Origin of the sequence: Duncaniella sp. (genome assembly GCF_029056165.1) — a bacterium.
GTDB lineage: Bacteria > Bacteroidota > Bacteroidia > Bacteroidales > Muribaculaceae > Duncaniella.
The window spans coordinates 62,769-79,187 of the sequence record NZ_JAIDBW010000036.1 but is presented as its reverse complement, the minus strand read 5'-3'; the positions used below and the strand labels follow the sequence as shown (position 1 = coordinate 79,187).

Below are 16,419 nucleotides of genomic sequence, written 5' to 3'. Positions count from 1 at the left end.
TCATTAAAGTTCGTTGATTCGACATTCGATCTCATTGATGGCTGTGGCATACTGCTCCTCATTGGGAACTCCATGATGCCATTTGGCCACATTCTCCATGAACGACACACCCTTGCCTTTGGTGGTTTCTGAAATAATGAGATGGGGCTTACCGTTATTGAAATCGATACCCTTCAGTGTTTCGACAATAGCACAGATGTCGTCTCCGTTGACAGTCTTTACGTCCCAACCGAAGGCCGACCAACGGGCGGTGATATCCTCCAAGGCCATCACATCTTCGGTGTTACCGCTGATCTGAAGATGGTTGCGGTCGATTATGGCCACAAGATTATCGAGTTTATATTGATTTCCGGCCATAGCTGCCTCGTAGATAGAGCCTTCACCCTGTTCGCCATCACCCATAAGGACGTATGTCTTGTAACTCTTTCCGTCCTTCTTGGCCGCGATGGCCATTCCCACACCGATGGACAGACCATGTCCGAGAGCACCGGACGAGACCTCGATACCGGGAACTTCGATGGTGGGATGCCCCGAAAGGATCGAACCGAATTTTCCGAGAGTATCCGTCAGTTCGCGTCCATAGTAACCCTTGGCTTCAAGAGTCACGTAAAGAGCCTCGACACAGTGACCCTTGCTGAGGATGAATCGGTCGCGGTCAGGATCTTCCGGATTGGCCGGATCAACGTTAAGAATGTCGAAATATAACGCAGTGAGCATGTTGAGGCATGAAAGGTCGCCTCCAATGTGCCCGGCTTTCGCACTGTAAACAATTTCAAGCAGTCTCTTACGGTTGATTTCTGCCTGTTTAGTTAATTCATGATTATTCATATTCTATTTTAAGGTAGTTAGCTGATGATGATTGTTGTTGTTGGATCACACTTGGAACTTCTTCGAGGAGTCAACACTGCGAAGTTACACAAAAGTTTTAAAACTACATCCATCTTGGTGAAGATTTATGGAATATTACAATAAGTTTATATCGTAATTGTTAGATATGAGGCAATAAACCGGCCATTTAACCGATCACTTAACACCGGAAGCCTCCATCACTCATTTTAGCCATTGAAAACGTACGCTCCAATCTTTCATGATATCATTCCGGCATCCGGATATAGTGGAACTACCTTGCCAAGCGGAGGAATAGTCCTGAATATCGGTGAACCATGTTGACATATACCTGCCATCCTCATCTACTTTTCCCAACGGGATGTGATTTGCAACAATATTAGGATTACCGGAACTGTAATCTCCAATGGCCGGCCATTTCTTACCAACGGTAAACGTACCTTCATGAATCGGGAAACCTACAATATCAGAATTCACCGTATAGCCAAGTGTAGCAGGTGCTTTCGGTGCGTATCTGACCACATAAATTCCGTCTCCGGCGTAGTATCCGGGCCAATTCTGCCGGTCTATTGTCAGTGAAAAGCACACTGAGTCTGGCGCAAGCTCAATCTGCGGTCCATTGAGCCGCCACTCAAGGAGAGAATAACATGGGACAGTGTCCGAAGCAGATAAGGGTCCGGTAATGATATAACGCGGCGTATAATTCATGACTTCAAAACGGCCGCCCCAATGATTAGAGGATGGTCGCTCCGGATCTCCCTTCATCAGATAGAGCAGCGAGGGTGTGTCGCCCATCTTTACCATACCTCCATAATAATTCACGAAATCGTCACCCATCGCACCGGCGTGCTCCATAAATGTCGGCCAAAATCCTTTTTGATAGATTGATGTATCCGAAGTTGAGCCGATAAATCCGCGATAAGTGGCATTGTTTTCTATGAACCATAGCGAAGGAAAATTCTCAACTATGTAATTATAGGCATTGCAACCCCACTTCTTATTCGGACCACCTATCCAGTAGATACGGATCTTCTCGGAAATATCCGGAGCATCATGGAGAGCCTGTGCGACATCCTCAAGTGCACCCCATACAAGAATCCACAGCGGACGCTGATCGGCGCGGCGCGCACATTTCACTATCCATTCCGAACCCTCGGTCGATCCATCATAGCCACACAACGGGGCACTCCCTTTATGACCTTGTTTCACGATTGAAGTCAGATATTCAGGAGACGGATATGTCCCGTGACTGTCGCCGAAGCTGTTCCTAAGCCCTTTGACGAGCGATGGACGGTCCTGTTCGTAAAGCGATATCATACGAAATATTTCCTCTTTCGAACCTTCACCGAAAGATGGGGAGGAAACGAGACCCTCGATATCAAATTCATTGGCATACATCAGCAGATGGATCATGGACTGATTATCGTCAGGATCAGTACCACCTATGTCAGTGCTTACGAGAATACGGGGTCTTTCGGTAACGGTCGCGTCACGCGCATCCATCCGCATGCAAGCAGACAGCACCACAGCAAACAATAGTAGAGATAAACATTTCATGACCTGAATATTATTTTGATAAAGTGGATGCCTTACGTGGCTCAACAGTGACTATATAGCGTGCGTAGGATGTGAGACGCGGTACGGACATATCGTATGCTTCAAGAATGATATGTATTGTCTGCGGCTCATCCACTTCAGGTGCTACAAACCACATATCGGCTTTCCTTTCGGATCCTATTTGCAGATCGACGTAGTCCTTGTAAGAACCTGAAGGATATTGATACCACGCACACCGCCACGGAGTGTGGAATCGGTCTGGATTGGCTGCGACAAATTCCTTCGTGATTCCTTTCTGCGACCACATGTCGCCACGCAATTTCCATGTAGCCTCGACATCAAACTGATCCGGATCGTTAATATTGGCTTTCAACCTTACGGTGTCACCGCTACATACGGTGTGGTCAAGGCCCATCGGGACACTAATTTCCGGTTTATGATTGGCCTTGGCGTATTCAGGGGTGACACACCATTCCAATCTTGCCTGAAAATCATGCATTGCAGGCTCAATCCATTCGCGTAATTCCCCGAATCCGGTATCACGATACACATTTTCTGTTCCTCTGACCTTATAGAAACGTCCACCCCATCCTCCGAAGGTAGGATGCTCATAGGAACGCAGACCATTATCAAGAGAATAAAGGAAAGCAGGTGTATCACCCTCGCTTATGTAAGGCTGGGTATATAGATCGCCGAGAGGATTCTTCCCATTATGCATGTATTTATCCACAAACTCTGTCGAATTTGTCATTGTCCCGTAATCCCAGCTCCCGCTGAAATGATGGTTAAGCAATATTGTTGCCGACGGATGATACTTTTCTATGTACGGACCGGCAGCATCCTGATACCATATACAATAAAGAACCACCTTGCGTATCGCACGGTCATAATCATCCGGATATTTCTCTTTAAGCTTATCGAATGCTTTCGCTGCAGTGTTACCTCCGCCCCAGCACTGGATAAAGACAGGTCGCGGATCATTCTCCAGAAGCACTTCGACTATACGGTCAGATCCGGGCGTATCCGGCCATTGTGAAGGATCTATTATGGGCTCAGCACCGGGTAGCAACTGCTTGCATGCTCCGCCTCCAAGCATGATATGATCAGGATCCTCATCGCCGACATATACACGCGACAACAGATATTCCGGTGTCGGATATGAAGGATCATGAACTTTAAGGTTGGGATATACTTTCGAGTAAGCATCGATCATTTCCTTCAGCCACGGCTCATGACTCCAGCCTTTACGCTGAAAGCATGAGTTGGTCTGGACTATACCATCCACCTGCATGTCATTTGAATGAAGTAGGAAATGAACCATCGAACAACGGTCATCCGTCTCCGCATCTGTCAGGACTATCACACGCGGAAGCTCATTTTGTGCCTCGGCAGCCAAGGACAACGAGTAATTGGAACTGATGGTTCCAAAGACCAGAATTAATAATGATTTTAACCTCATGATATTTTTTAACTACGGTTTTATGATGAGGCAAAATTACAGATTAACATAATCTTAGAATTGTAAATGCTATTCTTATAAGTGTAAAATCAGGTCATCGTCCATTTTTTCTCCACTCATTGGGTGTCATCTGATAACGTTTACGGAAAAGGTTACTGAAATATTGGGGAGAAGAAAAGCCACATTCATACGCAACCGTCGATATGGCCTTACTATCGTCTGCACGCAACATTGCCGCTGCTCTTTGAAGGCGATACTGATTTATGTACTCCGAAGGTGATTGCCCCACTATGGATTTAAGTTTCCTGTAGAATACCGAACGACTCATCCCTAATGATCCTACAAGATCATCAATGGAAAAATCTGTGTCACTAAGCCCACTTTCGAGTTTCATGTTTATCGTATCAATGAATTCCCTGTCGGCATCGGTCAATTCTTCCGTATCCTTGATCTCCGTCATAGCGGCACTCACCACTGCGACCGGCTGACTATCGAGAAGCTTGGAGTATATGGTCTGCAAACGTCGGTATTTAATGAGAAGCCATAGGACAAAAAGGACAAAAAGACCGATCAATGCATAAATTGCCACCCTGACAGCCTGCCTTTCATACCAATAAGCCTCGAAATCAAGATGCAATCGACCGGAATTATCAAGTAATTGTCCAGACGCATCGGTCGATCTGATTTCCATCGTCCATTTTCCCGGTGGAATCTCTCCTAAGGATAATGAATGTCCGTGACTCGTCTCCCTCCATGTTGTATCTTTTTCAGCAATCCTCCAGTAATATCTGATCCTGTCGGAATTTCCGTAATCAAGTGACGAGAACAGAAGCGTTGAATTTCGTTGAGACGGAATGATGGTTACTATGGAATCGGTATAGGATAGACTTCGGGACGATTCTGTTTGGTCATGTACTAATTCCGTAAATATAACTGCAGGGCTACGACCTTCATCGATCCGTGAGGTTTCCAGAGGATTTTCAATACAAAGTAGCCCGTCATTTGTTGCAAACCAGTTCCGCCCACTGCTGTCTTTCAGCGGTTTCGTCTCAAGCATTGTATAGGCATGATTAACCGGAGTGATAAAATTCTTCCCGCTTTTATCATACAGCAGCAGATTACTGCGGGAAACAACCCACAGCGAGTCCCTGCCTTGCGGAAGAGCAGAAAATACAGGTTGTTTGTAAGCGATGTCATCAGCAGCCACGTGACGGAAAGCCGATTTATCAATCTGATACTCCCATATCCCCCTCCCGAAAGAGGAAATCAGGATTTTCCCTCTCTCAGTCTTTATTATATGTATGAGTTCCTCTGCCGGTCCATCCGCATCAACTTCCATTGTTACCGATTGAAAAATCCATCTGTGATTATCTCCCATGGATTTTAGCTTGGTCTTGATAAGCCCGTTATCAGTAGCTATGAGTAGTAGCCCCTCACATTCCTCAATGGACCGCACTCGTGGATTGGTCGCCAACGGATACTCTTCCGGCACGGAAAACGAGAGATCCGCGACATCATAGCCTTTTTCAACTAAATTGACACCTCCTCCAAGCGTCGCAATCCATATCCGTCCGTATGAATCCTGCAAAATATCAAATATTCTATTGCATGATAAAGAATTGGGGTTATCATCGTGATAATAATCATACACCGTAAACTCATTTTCACCCGAAGGCCTCAAAATCGAGAGGCCATTCTGACGTGTCCCAAGCCACACATTATGATCCTTGTCTTCATTGATAGAATATACAACCTTCCCCTCAAATTTCAATCCTGTAGGATGTCCATTGGAGTCATATACAATAACTTCTCCATCCGACATTCCGGCATCCTGATTACCGCACCATGCCACCCACAGCCTACCCTGCGAATCCTCGTAAAGAGCACGTACGAAAGGATAGGCCGGATTTGTCAGCAGATGATAATTATCAGACAGGCGTTTAGTAAGTGTCACTCCTTCGTATGTAGCGTCCCATTCATTTCCATCACTGTCAATGAGATTAACGCTGCAACGCTGATTTTTGTCCGGCAATGGGCCGTCATAAGTCCCGTATGTGAGCGAAGCAAGTGAAAACACAAGATTCCGACCGTTTACAGTGCTGACGAATATACTGTCATTACGAAAAAAAGCTTTCTTAAAACGACTATAGGTATCCTGCTTACCCTGAGGATGGAAGGATTTGAATCCATAGCCGTCGTAACGATCAATCCCATACCACGTACAGATCCATACCACACCCCTGTCATCCTGACATAGACCCACGATCCGGTCATGCGACATTCCATCAGCAGTTGAAAAAGATTTTACGGTTGCAGATATCCGCATCCATTCCGAACCATTCCCCACAATAAGGATCAGGATCAGAATCAATCTATACATTCTCAAGATCATTTAATTGTTATCATTTTACGCCTTTGTTGAGATTCACATTGACTAATTACTCTAATTTGAAAAAATGTCATCCGCAGAAGGGTTACGTGACCCTCCCGTGAATGACACTTATTCATTGGAATCTCAGTCAGAAATGAAAAGTCAAAAATTAACGTGCGATGAGCTTAACCGGAGCAAGATGCCCGGTGATCACGAGGAAAATGCTCAGTGTTTGAGCTCGACCTTCTGTGTCGGAGGAAGCTCACGGTTGCGCTCTGCGACAGCATCAATGACTTCATGAGCAAGGTGTGCGAACGCATGTGCCGTAATTCCCTCCGTAAGAGCCACAGGCTTACCGGCATCACCGCAATCGGCTATCGAGGCTACAAGAGGAATCTGGGCGAGGAGCCGCACACCGAGTTTCTCGGCAAGACGGATTCCTCCTTCCTTACCGAAAATATAGTAACGTTCGTCCGGATGCTCTGCCGGAGTAAAGTAGGCCATATTCTCTACAAGACCGAGTATAGGCACATTGACCTTATCTTCCTTGAACATGGCTATACCCTTGCGGGCATCGGCAAGTGCGACTTCCTGAGGGGTAGTAACTACCACAACGCCTGTGATCGGAAGAGTCTGCACGAGGGTGAGATGAATGTCGCTCGTACCGGGAGGCATGTCAATGACAAAGTAGTCGAGTTCACCCCAGTCTGCATCAGTGATGAGCTGTTTGAGAGCATTGGAGGCCATCGAACCGCGCCAAAGGACTGCCTTTTCCTTATCTACGACGAAACCGATCGAAAGGAGCTTAACTCCATAGCGTTCAACAGGTATGATAAGCTGACGGCCATCGACATCGTGGATGTAAAGCTGCTCATCCTCAATACCGAACATCTTGGGCATGGACGGTCCGAAGATATCAGCATCGAGAAGTCCAACCTTATAGCCTTCGGCTGCCAGAGCCACGGCAAGATTAGATGCCACGGTGGATTTGCCGACACCGCCCTTGCCTGACGATACTCCGATGATATTTTTCACTCCGGGGAGTACAGGGGTTGGCTTGAGAGGAGCAGGCTGATGAGAGACAACGTTGACTGTCACCTTTACGTCAGGAGATATGTAGGTATGGATCGCTGTTTCTGCCGCTCTTTTCATTGACTTGATGAACGGATCGGTCGGTTTATCGAATATGAGCGAAAAGCTGACGCTGTCACCGTCGATGCGGATGTCGTCCTCGACCATTCCGGCCTCAATGAGAGTCTTTCCGTTGCCGGGATAGCGGACAGTGTTGAGCGCGTCTGTTATAAGTGAGGGATATAGCTGCATTAGTTTTGTAAATTTGATCTGGTGATGGTTTCAACCACGGGCAATATTGCTTCGGGGTTGTTGCTATGGAGAGTTAGTTCTGATATTCAGGGGTTGACTGGAGAATGCCGCGTCCAAACGAGCGGTAAGTGTCCAGTTCGATCTCTACGTCAGGTTCACTAAGCGCGACTTCATCGGAGGGTAATCGCCATGCGATATATTTACTCGGTATTCCGCGTCCGAGCCACTGCTGCTCGTAATATGTCCTGATCGGAGGTACGACTGCGTCAAGCGGAGAGTTGTAGAGATCAGCCGTGGCATGAAGCGGCGTTATTGAATTGTGCTCAAGCATAGCCGTTGTGTAGGCAAACAGGAAGGGACTGTCGGTCTTGAGGTGTATGATGCCACCGGGAGCGAGGACCTGACGGTAGATGTCAAGGAAGTGAGTGCCAGTCAGTCGCTTGTTTACCTTCTTCATCTGCGGATCAGGGAAGGTAATCCATATCTCCGACACTTCGCCGGGAGCGAAAAAATGTGGAAGGAGATGGATGGATGTGCGCAGGAATGCCACGTTGGTGAGTCCGAGTTGATCCACCTCCTTGGCTCCTGTCCACATACGTGCACCCTTTATATCGATCCCAATGAAATTACGGTCAGGATAAAGTTTTCCCATCCCGACTGCATATTCACCCTTGCCACAACCGAGTTCAAGAACTATCGGATTGGAATTGCCGAACACTTCACTCCCCCACTTTCCACGCAAGGGGCATTCACCGTCAAGCGCAGATTGCGGGTATTGATGGACGCAAGCGAGCGTCTCCATCTCAGCAAACTTTTTAAGTTTGTTTTTTCCCATTATTCAACAGTAATCGGTTTTAATTTTCCTGACTGGCCTTGTTCTGCTTAGCCTGAAAGGCAAGAGCGTAGAGACGCATCTGCTTCACCATGGCAAGAAGGCCGTTGGAACGAGTGGGCGAGAGGTGTTCAGACAGACCTATCTCATCAATGAAATGAAGGTCTGATTTGAGGATATCATCGGGCGTCTGATCGTTGAGCACCTGTATGAGAAGCGAAATGATACCTTTGACAATTATAGCATCAGAGTCGGCGGTATAGTGTACCTTTCCATCCTCTGAGAGCTCTGCGTTGAGCCATACACGACTCTGACACCCTTCGATCAGGTGATCCGGAGTCTTATATTTTTCATCTATCTCAGGAAGATTATTACCGAGGTCGATTATCATGGCATAACGATCCATCCAGTCATCGACTTCAGAGAACTCATCGACAATGTCGTTCTGTATCTGATCAATGGTCATAGCTGTAATTTTTTCGTACTTATTACTGCGGCAGGCTCGTACTTCTTGGAGTACACATTACCTACCTACACTTGAAAACACGCAAAGATACAAAATTCTGCCGTGATTCCATAAAATTAGGTCACGATGATTTCATCATAACCCTTTATTATAATGAAAAAAATAATTCCCCGCAATGTTTAAACGCGCATCACAAGGACGCGATTTCAGATTCAGACAGACCCACCCCTTTCGCAATAATGTCTATCGGAATCCCTAATTTCTTCAGATTACGGGCGTTTGACAGCTTTTCTTCCGCACGACCTTCCACACGACCTTCCGCACGGCCCTCTTCCCGACCCTCAGCACGTTCTGTCTCGGCGATAGCATAGCTGTCACGATAGACTTTAAGAGACTTATCATAAGCCTCCCGTTCATTATCTGTTAAAGCAGCAACTTTTGCCACTTCCCCTAACCGGCGAAATACCGGATCATTCATAAATACTTTAGGCAAAAGGTATTTGAAACCAAAGTCAGTCAGTGGATTGATAAATGTAGCAGAGGAAGAGTTCATGTGGCGGAAGATTATGTGATTTATGTTACAAATATAGCTGAAATTCATTGATTTTACAAATTATACAGACTGTTATTATTTTGCATACGTGTATATTTAAGAAGCATCCGGCCGGATCGCTTACAGATACCGTAAAATGGACAGTATGCTGCAATCATATCCTTCTGAATTATAGCTATTAAAGAGTTTAATCTACAATTTTCGCCTACTATTCCCCATGTGTTTTAGACCAAATAATCTGACTTTTAGTCAAATTTTTTCGTTAAAAAGTGTGTATTATATTGGGGATGTCATGGTTTAACTCTACCTTTGCCGACAATTTCTACAAATATTAAAAATTTCAGGCAGAGACCTCCTGTTGATATAACAGATCACTCTGCCAACTCTCACTAACCTATTTATCTATGAAGAAATTCATTATCTCGGCTATTGCAATTGCAACTATTGGCAATACAGCTTTAGCCGAAGGCTACCAGATCAATTCATTATCCGCAAAACAGATCGGTATGGGACACACCGGTATCGCCCTCAAGCTCGGTGCTGAAAGCATGTTCTTCAACCCGGCCGGTATGGCTTATATGGATAAGACACTTGACCTTTCAGGAGCTGTCACAGGCATAATGCCAACCTGCACAGCCACTGTCGATGGAGTTGAGTACAAAACCGACAACGGTATCGCTACTCCGATAAATGTCAACGGAGCTTTCTCTATATACGATAACCTCAAAGGAGGTATCTCATTCTACACTCCCTACGGATCATCGATCAACTGGACAGACAACTGGCCCGGTGCAGTGCTCAATCAGAATGTAAGCCTGAAAGTGTTCACCATCCAACCTACGCTCTCATGGGCAATCACACCGAAGTTCTCCATTGGAGCAGGTGCCATGATCTCATGGGGTACGGTGGATCTGAACAAGGGACTCGTGACAGCTTCGACGATGGACAAGGCCATCACAACACTCACCACCCTCGGACAGCTCCCTCAGGGGACACCGGCTTTCGGTAACACTACCCCAGCCTCGGTAAATCTTAACGGAAAAGCGGACATGGTGGTCGGCTTCAACGTCGGCGCGATGTACAACATCACCGATCAGCTCACAGTCGGTGCTTCTTACCGCTCAAAAATGGCTATGAAAGTAAAAGCCGGAGACGCCTACGTAAAGTATGCCAATCAAATCGCGCAGGGAATTCTCGGTGAAAGCCTCGACCTAATAAACGAAGCCAATTTCACGGCTGAAATGCCCTGTCCGTGGGTGATGGGTCTCGGCATCGCCTACAAACCGGTTGACCGTCTTACCCTCGCTTTTGATGCCCGACTTACGGGATGGCATGCATATAAGCGTCTCGATATCGAATTTCTTGCCGAACAACTTACCCCTTACAATCAGAACATCACCAAGAAATACAAAAATTCATGGTGCTATTCGATCGGTGGACAATATGCGGTGACGGATCGTTTCGATGCACGTCTCGGACTAATGATAGACACGTCGCCTGTCAACAAGAATTACTATAACCCTGAGACTCCGGGCATGACCAAGATCGAACCGACCGTCGGTCTGTCATTCCGCCCTATCCCATCGCTTTCGATTGATCTTGCATTCATGTATGTGGCCGGATTAGGCGTAGATAATGCTTCGTGCGAATATTCCGATCTCCTCGGAGCTACCATGATCGGAAAACTTCAGGCTGCCGGTCTCCCCTCTCAGGCAATTGACCAGTTCGGGTTCAGCACCACCGGTAAGTTTACCGCCGACTACAAGCTTCATGCTTTCATTCCTTCAATAGGATTAAGCTATAGCTTCTAAATATGCCGTAGTAATTAATAAAGATGGATGATAATATCCGTTCATGACCAAAACTTTTCTCCATCTTTTGTCCGACACGCGTCTGCCATAAAACAGACGCGTGTCTTTTTTGATATCGTTCCAACATTCCTAAATGATCATTCTCTTTATTTTTGTTGCGAATACGGTCTAATTTTTGCTACTAAGTGATTTTTTCTTTAATTTTGCACATTATAACATTTTAGGTTATCGGTTGTCCGGCTCCGGACATGTTTATTCATTCCAAGGATTCATCAATCATTATGGTAAGGACATTTCTATCAGGTTTATTTCTGACTGTTTTAGGCTTCTCACAGATCCTCGGTCAGACAAGTTCTTTCTTCGGAACATCCTCTAATCGCTCGGAGATCTACAATTACCAACTTCCAGATACACTTGATGTTGTAGATTTGATCGATCAGGTCAATCTTGTGTCCACATATCCACTTGGAAATAAGGAAGCGGTTGACTCCATTATATGGCCTCTACCGACCGACAGCCTTCTCAACACCATGTATGTCCCGACGACAGCCCTGCCGGACTATTATTTCCGTCCCGTAGTGTTCGATTCGTTCCAGCTGCTTGACTCCATACATCTTCCTCTGAACGATTCAGGCATATCGCTCAATGATCCCGTGTATGGCTGGCTTGTAACGGACAATTATCATAATAATCTCGTGCGTCGTGCCAAACAATCGTTCTTTGTGAACCTTCCTGAGTATGTCCGTTTCGATGAGTCCAAACTTCCCGAAGCCCCGCGTAAATACGAGGCTAAGGTCGATCCCGAAACTGCAAAAATTGTAATCGCTGAACTTCCGGTTAAGGAAGCACCTAAACAGCAGATGGAGGTACAGTTCAACCGCCGACACTGGCTGAGAACCTTCACAAGCTCCATACAGTTCTCTCAGGCATACGTGTCTCCCAACTGGTATCAGGGCGGTAATAACAACATAAATGCGCTTGTCAATCTCTTCTACAATGTCAAGCTCAATCCTGCCTTCCACAAAAATTTTCTTTTCGAGACCACCTTCCAGTATAAACTCGGCATGAACGACGCGCCAAATGACTCTCTGCGCAACTATTCAGTGTCCGAGGACCTCTTCCAGTGGAATCTTCTTGCCGGTTACAAAGCGTCGAAATACTGGTACTATTCAACCAACGTCTCATTCAAGACCCAGTTCCTCAACAACTACAAACCCAACACAAGAGACCTGAAAGGTGCTTTCATGTCGCCCGGCGAACTTAACGTCGGCGTCGGTATGACGTACAACTACGCAAACCCCAAAAAGACATTCACCCTCGATGCCTCGATCTCTCCGTTCTCATGGAACATGAAGACATGTATCAACCACCGCATGAACGAGACTTCCTACGGAATAAAAGAGGGACGCAAGACCGTCAGTCAGTATGGTTCCAATGCCGAGGCCAAACTTTACTGGGTGCTCACCGAAAATATAAATCTCCGTTCGCGTCTCTTTGTCTTCACGAACTATGAGTATGCCTACGGCGACTGGGAAAACACCCTCTCATTCAACATCAACCGCTTCCTCTCGACACAGATCTATGTCCACCTGCGTTACGACACAACCACCCCTGCTACCGAGAATGAAGACTGGCATAAACTTCAGCTCAAAGAGATACTGTCATTCGGTTTCGCCTACAAATTCTCCTCGATCTAAACACGGCGATATCGTCTGAACCCTTATATCCTCTCCCCTACCTTGTTCTGCCAACAGATAAGCCTACTCCTTAGTTATTGACAATGATCCGGCTGCTCATATCCCTCTCCCTCCTACTCTGGTCCGCAGCAGTCACTGCGGGCGGTTCTGAGCTGCCTAAATTGATTGAGGAGAAGGTTATTGACGGGACACCACGGATCTCAACTACCGTAAATGGCTATGATACGGCCGCTGAAGTCATGGAGCGGATGCAGTTACTACCACTCCATTCCGTGGAAGGTCTGTGGCGTTTTGCAGCCGAGGGAACCCTGATGGCCATCGAACGCGAGGATAGTGATGATCCGGCAAGGGACGAGGCCGGTGCTGTCACCTACCGCATGGTCATAGTGCGTGCTGCCGACATGTCGTTGCGTCCCGGCACAGTGATGGGCTATCTGTCACCGACAGCAAAACGCGGGGTCTATGACGGACGTATCTACACCGGGCGCACGGATTCAGGAACTGCCCTCCACTCGCCGAAAAAGGTTACCCTCACCCTCGGTGACGATGAAAGCCGCCTCGTGATAAGCCGCTACGGCAGTTCCCTGCGCTTCAACTGGTGGAGACTATTGCCATACATGTATCGCCGGTTGATAACAAAACAGGAAAAAAGTCCCGGTGATATCGACGGTTGCCTACGAGTGTTTCCCGCACCTGCCATCCCCACAGAACCACGCTATCTCTAAAGGCTTACTAATGTTTCTCCCATTTTCCCACAAGTAATTCACCACCACAATCATCTATGCCTATCCACGCACTAAGGCTTCTAACCGTTTTCCTGTCAATCCTGCTTGCAGGAGCACTCACTGAAGCCAATGCCGAAAAGACTCTGCGGGGGCGTCTGCGCCCAAAAGCAGCTGGGACGACATCAGTGGAGAACAAGGTGCAGAAGATACGTTTCGACACAATAGCCGTCACCTCGCAGGCTGACATACGCCTTTCCGGTTATGACAAACCTCTCAATTCTCGCAAGGAAAGCATGTTTGTAAGCAATAAACTCCCCTGCAGAATCGTTGGTCTAAATATACGGCTGTCATATTCCGACATGTCCGGCCATACACTTCATGAGGAAGTCATTGACCTTCATGATGATATTCCGGCCGGAGCGACACGCAGAGTAGAATTTCCATCATGGGATAGACAGAACTCCTTCTATTATTATAGAGGCCGTCAGCCGAGAGTGGCCAATGTCACCCCCTACCGTGTGACATGTACGGTGATCTCATATATAACCATGACAGATCTTGCCGACGGCCCGAATGAGACTGAATTAACGTCAAAACCATAATCCGAATACACATATACACCGAATTTTAATGAGCGAATTACTCTCAAATCATAATCTTCTTGGCCTTGCGATAGGGATATGCACTTTTCTTATAATAGGAATCTTCCATCCGATCACAATAAAATGTGAGTACTATTTCGGCACACGTTGCTGGTGGTGGTTTCTCCTTCTCGGCATAGCGGGGATTGCAGGTTCACTGCTCGTCGATGATGTGTTCTGGTCATCACTGCTCGGAGTGTTCTCTTTCTCATCCTTCTGGACCATAGGTGAGATCTTCGAGCAGCAAAAACGTGTGGCCCGCGGATGGTTTCCCGCCAATCCCAACCGTAAGGATAAAAAAACGTTAACTCCGGAATCAGATGTATAGACTCATAGTTATTACCTCACTTCTCATGCTCTCCGCCTCTGCCTACGGTCTGGAGAAAGAAGTAACCATCACTAACCACTGCCATGGAATAACTCTTGCCGGGACACTCTCCGTGCCTGACACCATAGAGCCCAAAGCGGCCATAGTAATGGCCACCGGAAGCGGTCAGCAAAACCGCGATGAAGAAATCCTCGGACACCGCCCGTTTAAAACCATAGCGGACCATCTGACGGCAAACGGCTATGCCGTTCTGCGCATGGATGACCGTGGCATAGGCGGAAGCGGCGGTGATTTCGCCTCGGCCACTACTGACGACTTTGTCCATGATATTGCGGCCGGAGTGGCATATATTGACAGTTGTTACTCCCGGATTCCGGTTGGTGTCATCGGTCACTCCGAAGGCGGTACAATAGCTATCCGCAATGCCGCACATAACCCCAAATGTGAATTTATCGTTACTCTTGCCGCTCCTGCATGGCAGGGTGATTCAGTCATAATGTCCCAATCCCGCGCCATAGCTACCCGCATGACCGGTCGCTGGGACGGCGAGACTCTCCAACGCCGGATACTTGAGACAGCAAAATCCGATCTACCCGCAAAGCAGGCCAACACAACCATCTACATGACCCTCGCTGAAAGTCTCGGTGAAGGAGCGAAGTTACCCGACGTGCAAAAGCAATTGGCCGCGCAAGTGGAGACAATGCTTTCGCCGTGGTATCGCAACATGCTCCGTTATGATCCTACCGCAGAGATAAAATCCATCAACAAACCTTGGCTTGCGCTTAACGGGACTCTTGACCTACAGGTGGTTCCGGAAAATCTCAATACCATCTCCGAGCTCAATCCCGGAGCTATAATCAAGCTCCTCCCTGAGCATAACCATCTTTTCCAACGCTGCAAAACCGGTATGATACAGGAGTATGCGACAATCACGGAGGACGTCTCCCCTACTACTCTTGAGACCATCACCCGTTGGCTCGACGGACTCTTCGCCAAACGTGATAGCCTGTAAGAGCAATTAGCAACGTGCGGGATAAGGAAAAAATCTACGCCGCCATCGATATCACACACTGTGTCAGAGAGTGATTAATCCCTCCGGCATCACTTCAATCTTTCCCCGACCTGTCGGGCAATCTCGGCCATCCCTTTGACAGAGGGATGGTTTGCTTTTTTGTGAATATCCTCAAGCATTATCGTCTCGACTCCATAACGTCCACACAGTGTCACTATTGATTCCGTGATTTCGGGTCGGAGCTTTGTGTTGACGATGAAGTATATATCCGTCCCCGGATAGTAATCCTTCATTGTAGATAGCATACGGTCAAGTGCCGGACGGAAAGTATAGAGATCCGGTTCGCTGCCGTCAGCCGTAAGACCGTTCTCATCAAGATATTCACCGACCTCTACGCCAGCCCATGAATCGTTAGTGCCACCGAACACAAGGATTATATCAGGCGAACCAAGCTCCTTCACACGAGTCAGAAATGAACGGTCGCTGTAATCCTCGCCACGATATCCTCGGTTACAGATCGTAGAACCGGAAAACGAATTGTTGACTACGAGACGAAGGTTCTTATCACGGATGAGCTGCTGCCACCAAGTCTGCTTGACATCGCTCACGTCAGTCTGTTGAGTGTTCGGGACTTTAAAATACCATACATAGTTGGTATCCGGAGTCACATAACCCTCGAAAGTGGAATATGAGTCACCGAGTATCGACACTCCGGGACGTGGCTGAACAGCAAAAAGCGAAACAGAGCAGCAGACGAGAGTAAACAAAAGAATAAATAGTTGACGGCGCATGTCAAAT

General features: G+C 47.1%; 15 protein-coding genes. 6 read left to right on the top strand and 9 right to left on the bottom strand.

The annotated features are described in order from the left end of the window. Positions 1 to 3: 3 nt before the first annotated feature. From K2G41_RS08475 to K2G41_RS08440, 8 genes are all read right to left on the bottom strand, one after another. Positions 4 to 828: a transketolase gene (locus tag K2G41_RS08475; RefSeq protein WP_300117278.1), complete on the bottom strand. Its 825-nt coding sequence runs from the start codon at positions 826 to 828 to the stop codon at positions 4 to 6. A gap of 222 nt (positions 829 to 1,050) precedes the next feature. Further along, entirely contained in the window at positions 1,051 to 2,403 is a 1,353-nt protein-coding gene (locus K2G41_RS08470) for a nucleoside hydrolase-like domain-containing protein (protein ID WP_300117276.1), read from the bottom strand. A 10-nt stretch (positions 2,404 to 2,413) separates the two neighbouring features. Continuing rightward, on the bottom strand, positions 2,414 to 3,862 hold the full coding sequence (locus K2G41_RS08465; protein WP_300117274.1) for a DUF1593 domain-containing protein: 1,449 nt from the start codon (positions 3,860 to 3,862) through the stop codon (positions 2,414 to 2,416). 94 nt (positions 3,863 to 3,956) lie between these two features. Continuing rightward, positions 3,957 to 6,242 carry a helix-turn-helix domain-containing protein gene (locus K2G41_RS08460; RefSeq protein WP_300117272.1) on the bottom strand — a complete coding sequence of 762 codons (2,286 nt, stop codon included), beginning with the start codon at positions 6,240 to 6,242 and terminating at the stop codon, positions 3,957 to 3,959. A 216-nt stretch (positions 6,243 to 6,458) separates the two neighbouring features. After that, complete coding sequence (locus K2G41_RS08455; protein ID WP_300117270.1) at positions 6,459 to 7,556, bottom strand: Mrp/NBP35 family ATP-binding protein; 1,098 nt, start codon at positions 7,554 to 7,556, stop codon at positions 6,459 to 6,461. Between the two features lie 73 nt (positions 7,557 to 7,629). Beyond that, positions 7,630 to 8,391 carry a tRNA (guanosine(46)-N7)-methyltransferase TrmB gene (gene trmB / locus K2G41_RS08450; protein WP_300117268.1) on the bottom strand — a complete coding sequence of 254 codons (762 nt, stop codon included), beginning with the start codon at positions 8,389 to 8,391 and terminating at the stop codon, positions 7,630 to 7,632. A gap of 19 nt (positions 8,392 to 8,410) precedes the next feature. Then, complete coding sequence (locus K2G41_RS08445) at positions 8,411 to 8,854, bottom strand: SufE family protein (RefSeq protein ID WP_300117266.1); 444 nt, start codon at positions 8,852 to 8,854, stop codon at positions 8,411 to 8,413. A 190-nt stretch (positions 8,855 to 9,044) separates the two neighbouring features. Beyond that, positions 9,045 to 9,407: a hypothetical protein gene (locus tag K2G41_RS08440; protein ID WP_300117264.1), complete on the bottom strand. Its 363-nt coding sequence runs from the start codon at positions 9,405 to 9,407 to the stop codon at positions 9,045 to 9,047. Positions 9,408 to 9,811: 404 nt separating this feature from the next. Here K2G41_RS08440 and K2G41_RS08435 point away from each other — a divergent pair, with 404 nt between their 5' ends. From K2G41_RS08435 to K2G41_RS08410, 6 genes are all read left to right on the top strand, one after another. Beyond that, complete coding sequence (locus K2G41_RS08435) at positions 9,812 to 11,218, top strand: outer membrane protein transport protein (protein ID WP_300117262.1); 1,407 nt, start codon at positions 9,812 to 9,814, stop codon at positions 11,216 to 11,218. 281 nt (positions 11,219 to 11,499) lie between these two features. Next, on the top strand, positions 11,500 to 12,915 hold the full coding sequence (locus K2G41_RS08430) for a DUF3078 domain-containing protein (RefSeq protein ID WP_300117260.1): 1,416 nt from the start codon (positions 11,500 to 11,502) through the stop codon (positions 12,913 to 12,915). A gap of 83 nt (positions 12,916 to 12,998) precedes the next feature. Continuing rightward, positions 12,999 to 13,640 carry a hypothetical protein gene (locus tag K2G41_RS08425; RefSeq protein ID WP_300117258.1) on the top strand — a complete coding sequence of 214 codons (642 nt, stop codon included), beginning with the start codon at positions 12,999 to 13,001 and terminating at the stop codon, positions 13,638 to 13,640. Between the two features lie 56 nt (positions 13,641 to 13,696). Next, the gene (locus K2G41_RS08420) at positions 13,697 to 14,242 is read left to right on the top strand and encodes a hypothetical protein (protein WP_300117256.1); all 546 of its coding nucleotides are present in this window, start codon (positions 13,697 to 13,699) and stop codon (positions 14,240 to 14,242) included. Positions 14,243 to 14,270: 28 nt separating this feature from the next. Further along, on the top strand, positions 14,271 to 14,609 hold the full coding sequence (locus tag K2G41_RS08415) for a DUF4491 family protein (protein WP_300117254.1): 339 nt from the start codon (positions 14,271 to 14,273) through the stop codon (positions 14,607 to 14,609). After that, positions 14,602 to 15,621: an alpha/beta fold hydrolase gene (locus K2G41_RS08410; protein WP_300117253.1), complete on the top strand. Its 1,020-nt coding sequence runs from the start codon at positions 14,602 to 14,604 to the stop codon at positions 15,619 to 15,621. Before K2G41_RS08415 ends, K2G41_RS08410 begins: the two co-directional genes overlap by 8 nt. 89 nt (positions 15,622 to 15,710) lie before the next feature. On the opposite strand, the gene K2G41_RS08405 is transcribed toward K2G41_RS08410, so the two are convergent. After that, positions 15,711 to 16,412, bottom strand: coding sequence for an SGNH/GDSL hydrolase family protein (locus tag K2G41_RS08405; protein WP_300117252.1), 702 nt, complete (start codon positions 16,410 to 16,412; stop codon positions 15,711 to 15,713). Between the last annotated feature and the right edge of the window lie 7 nt (positions 16,413 to 16,419).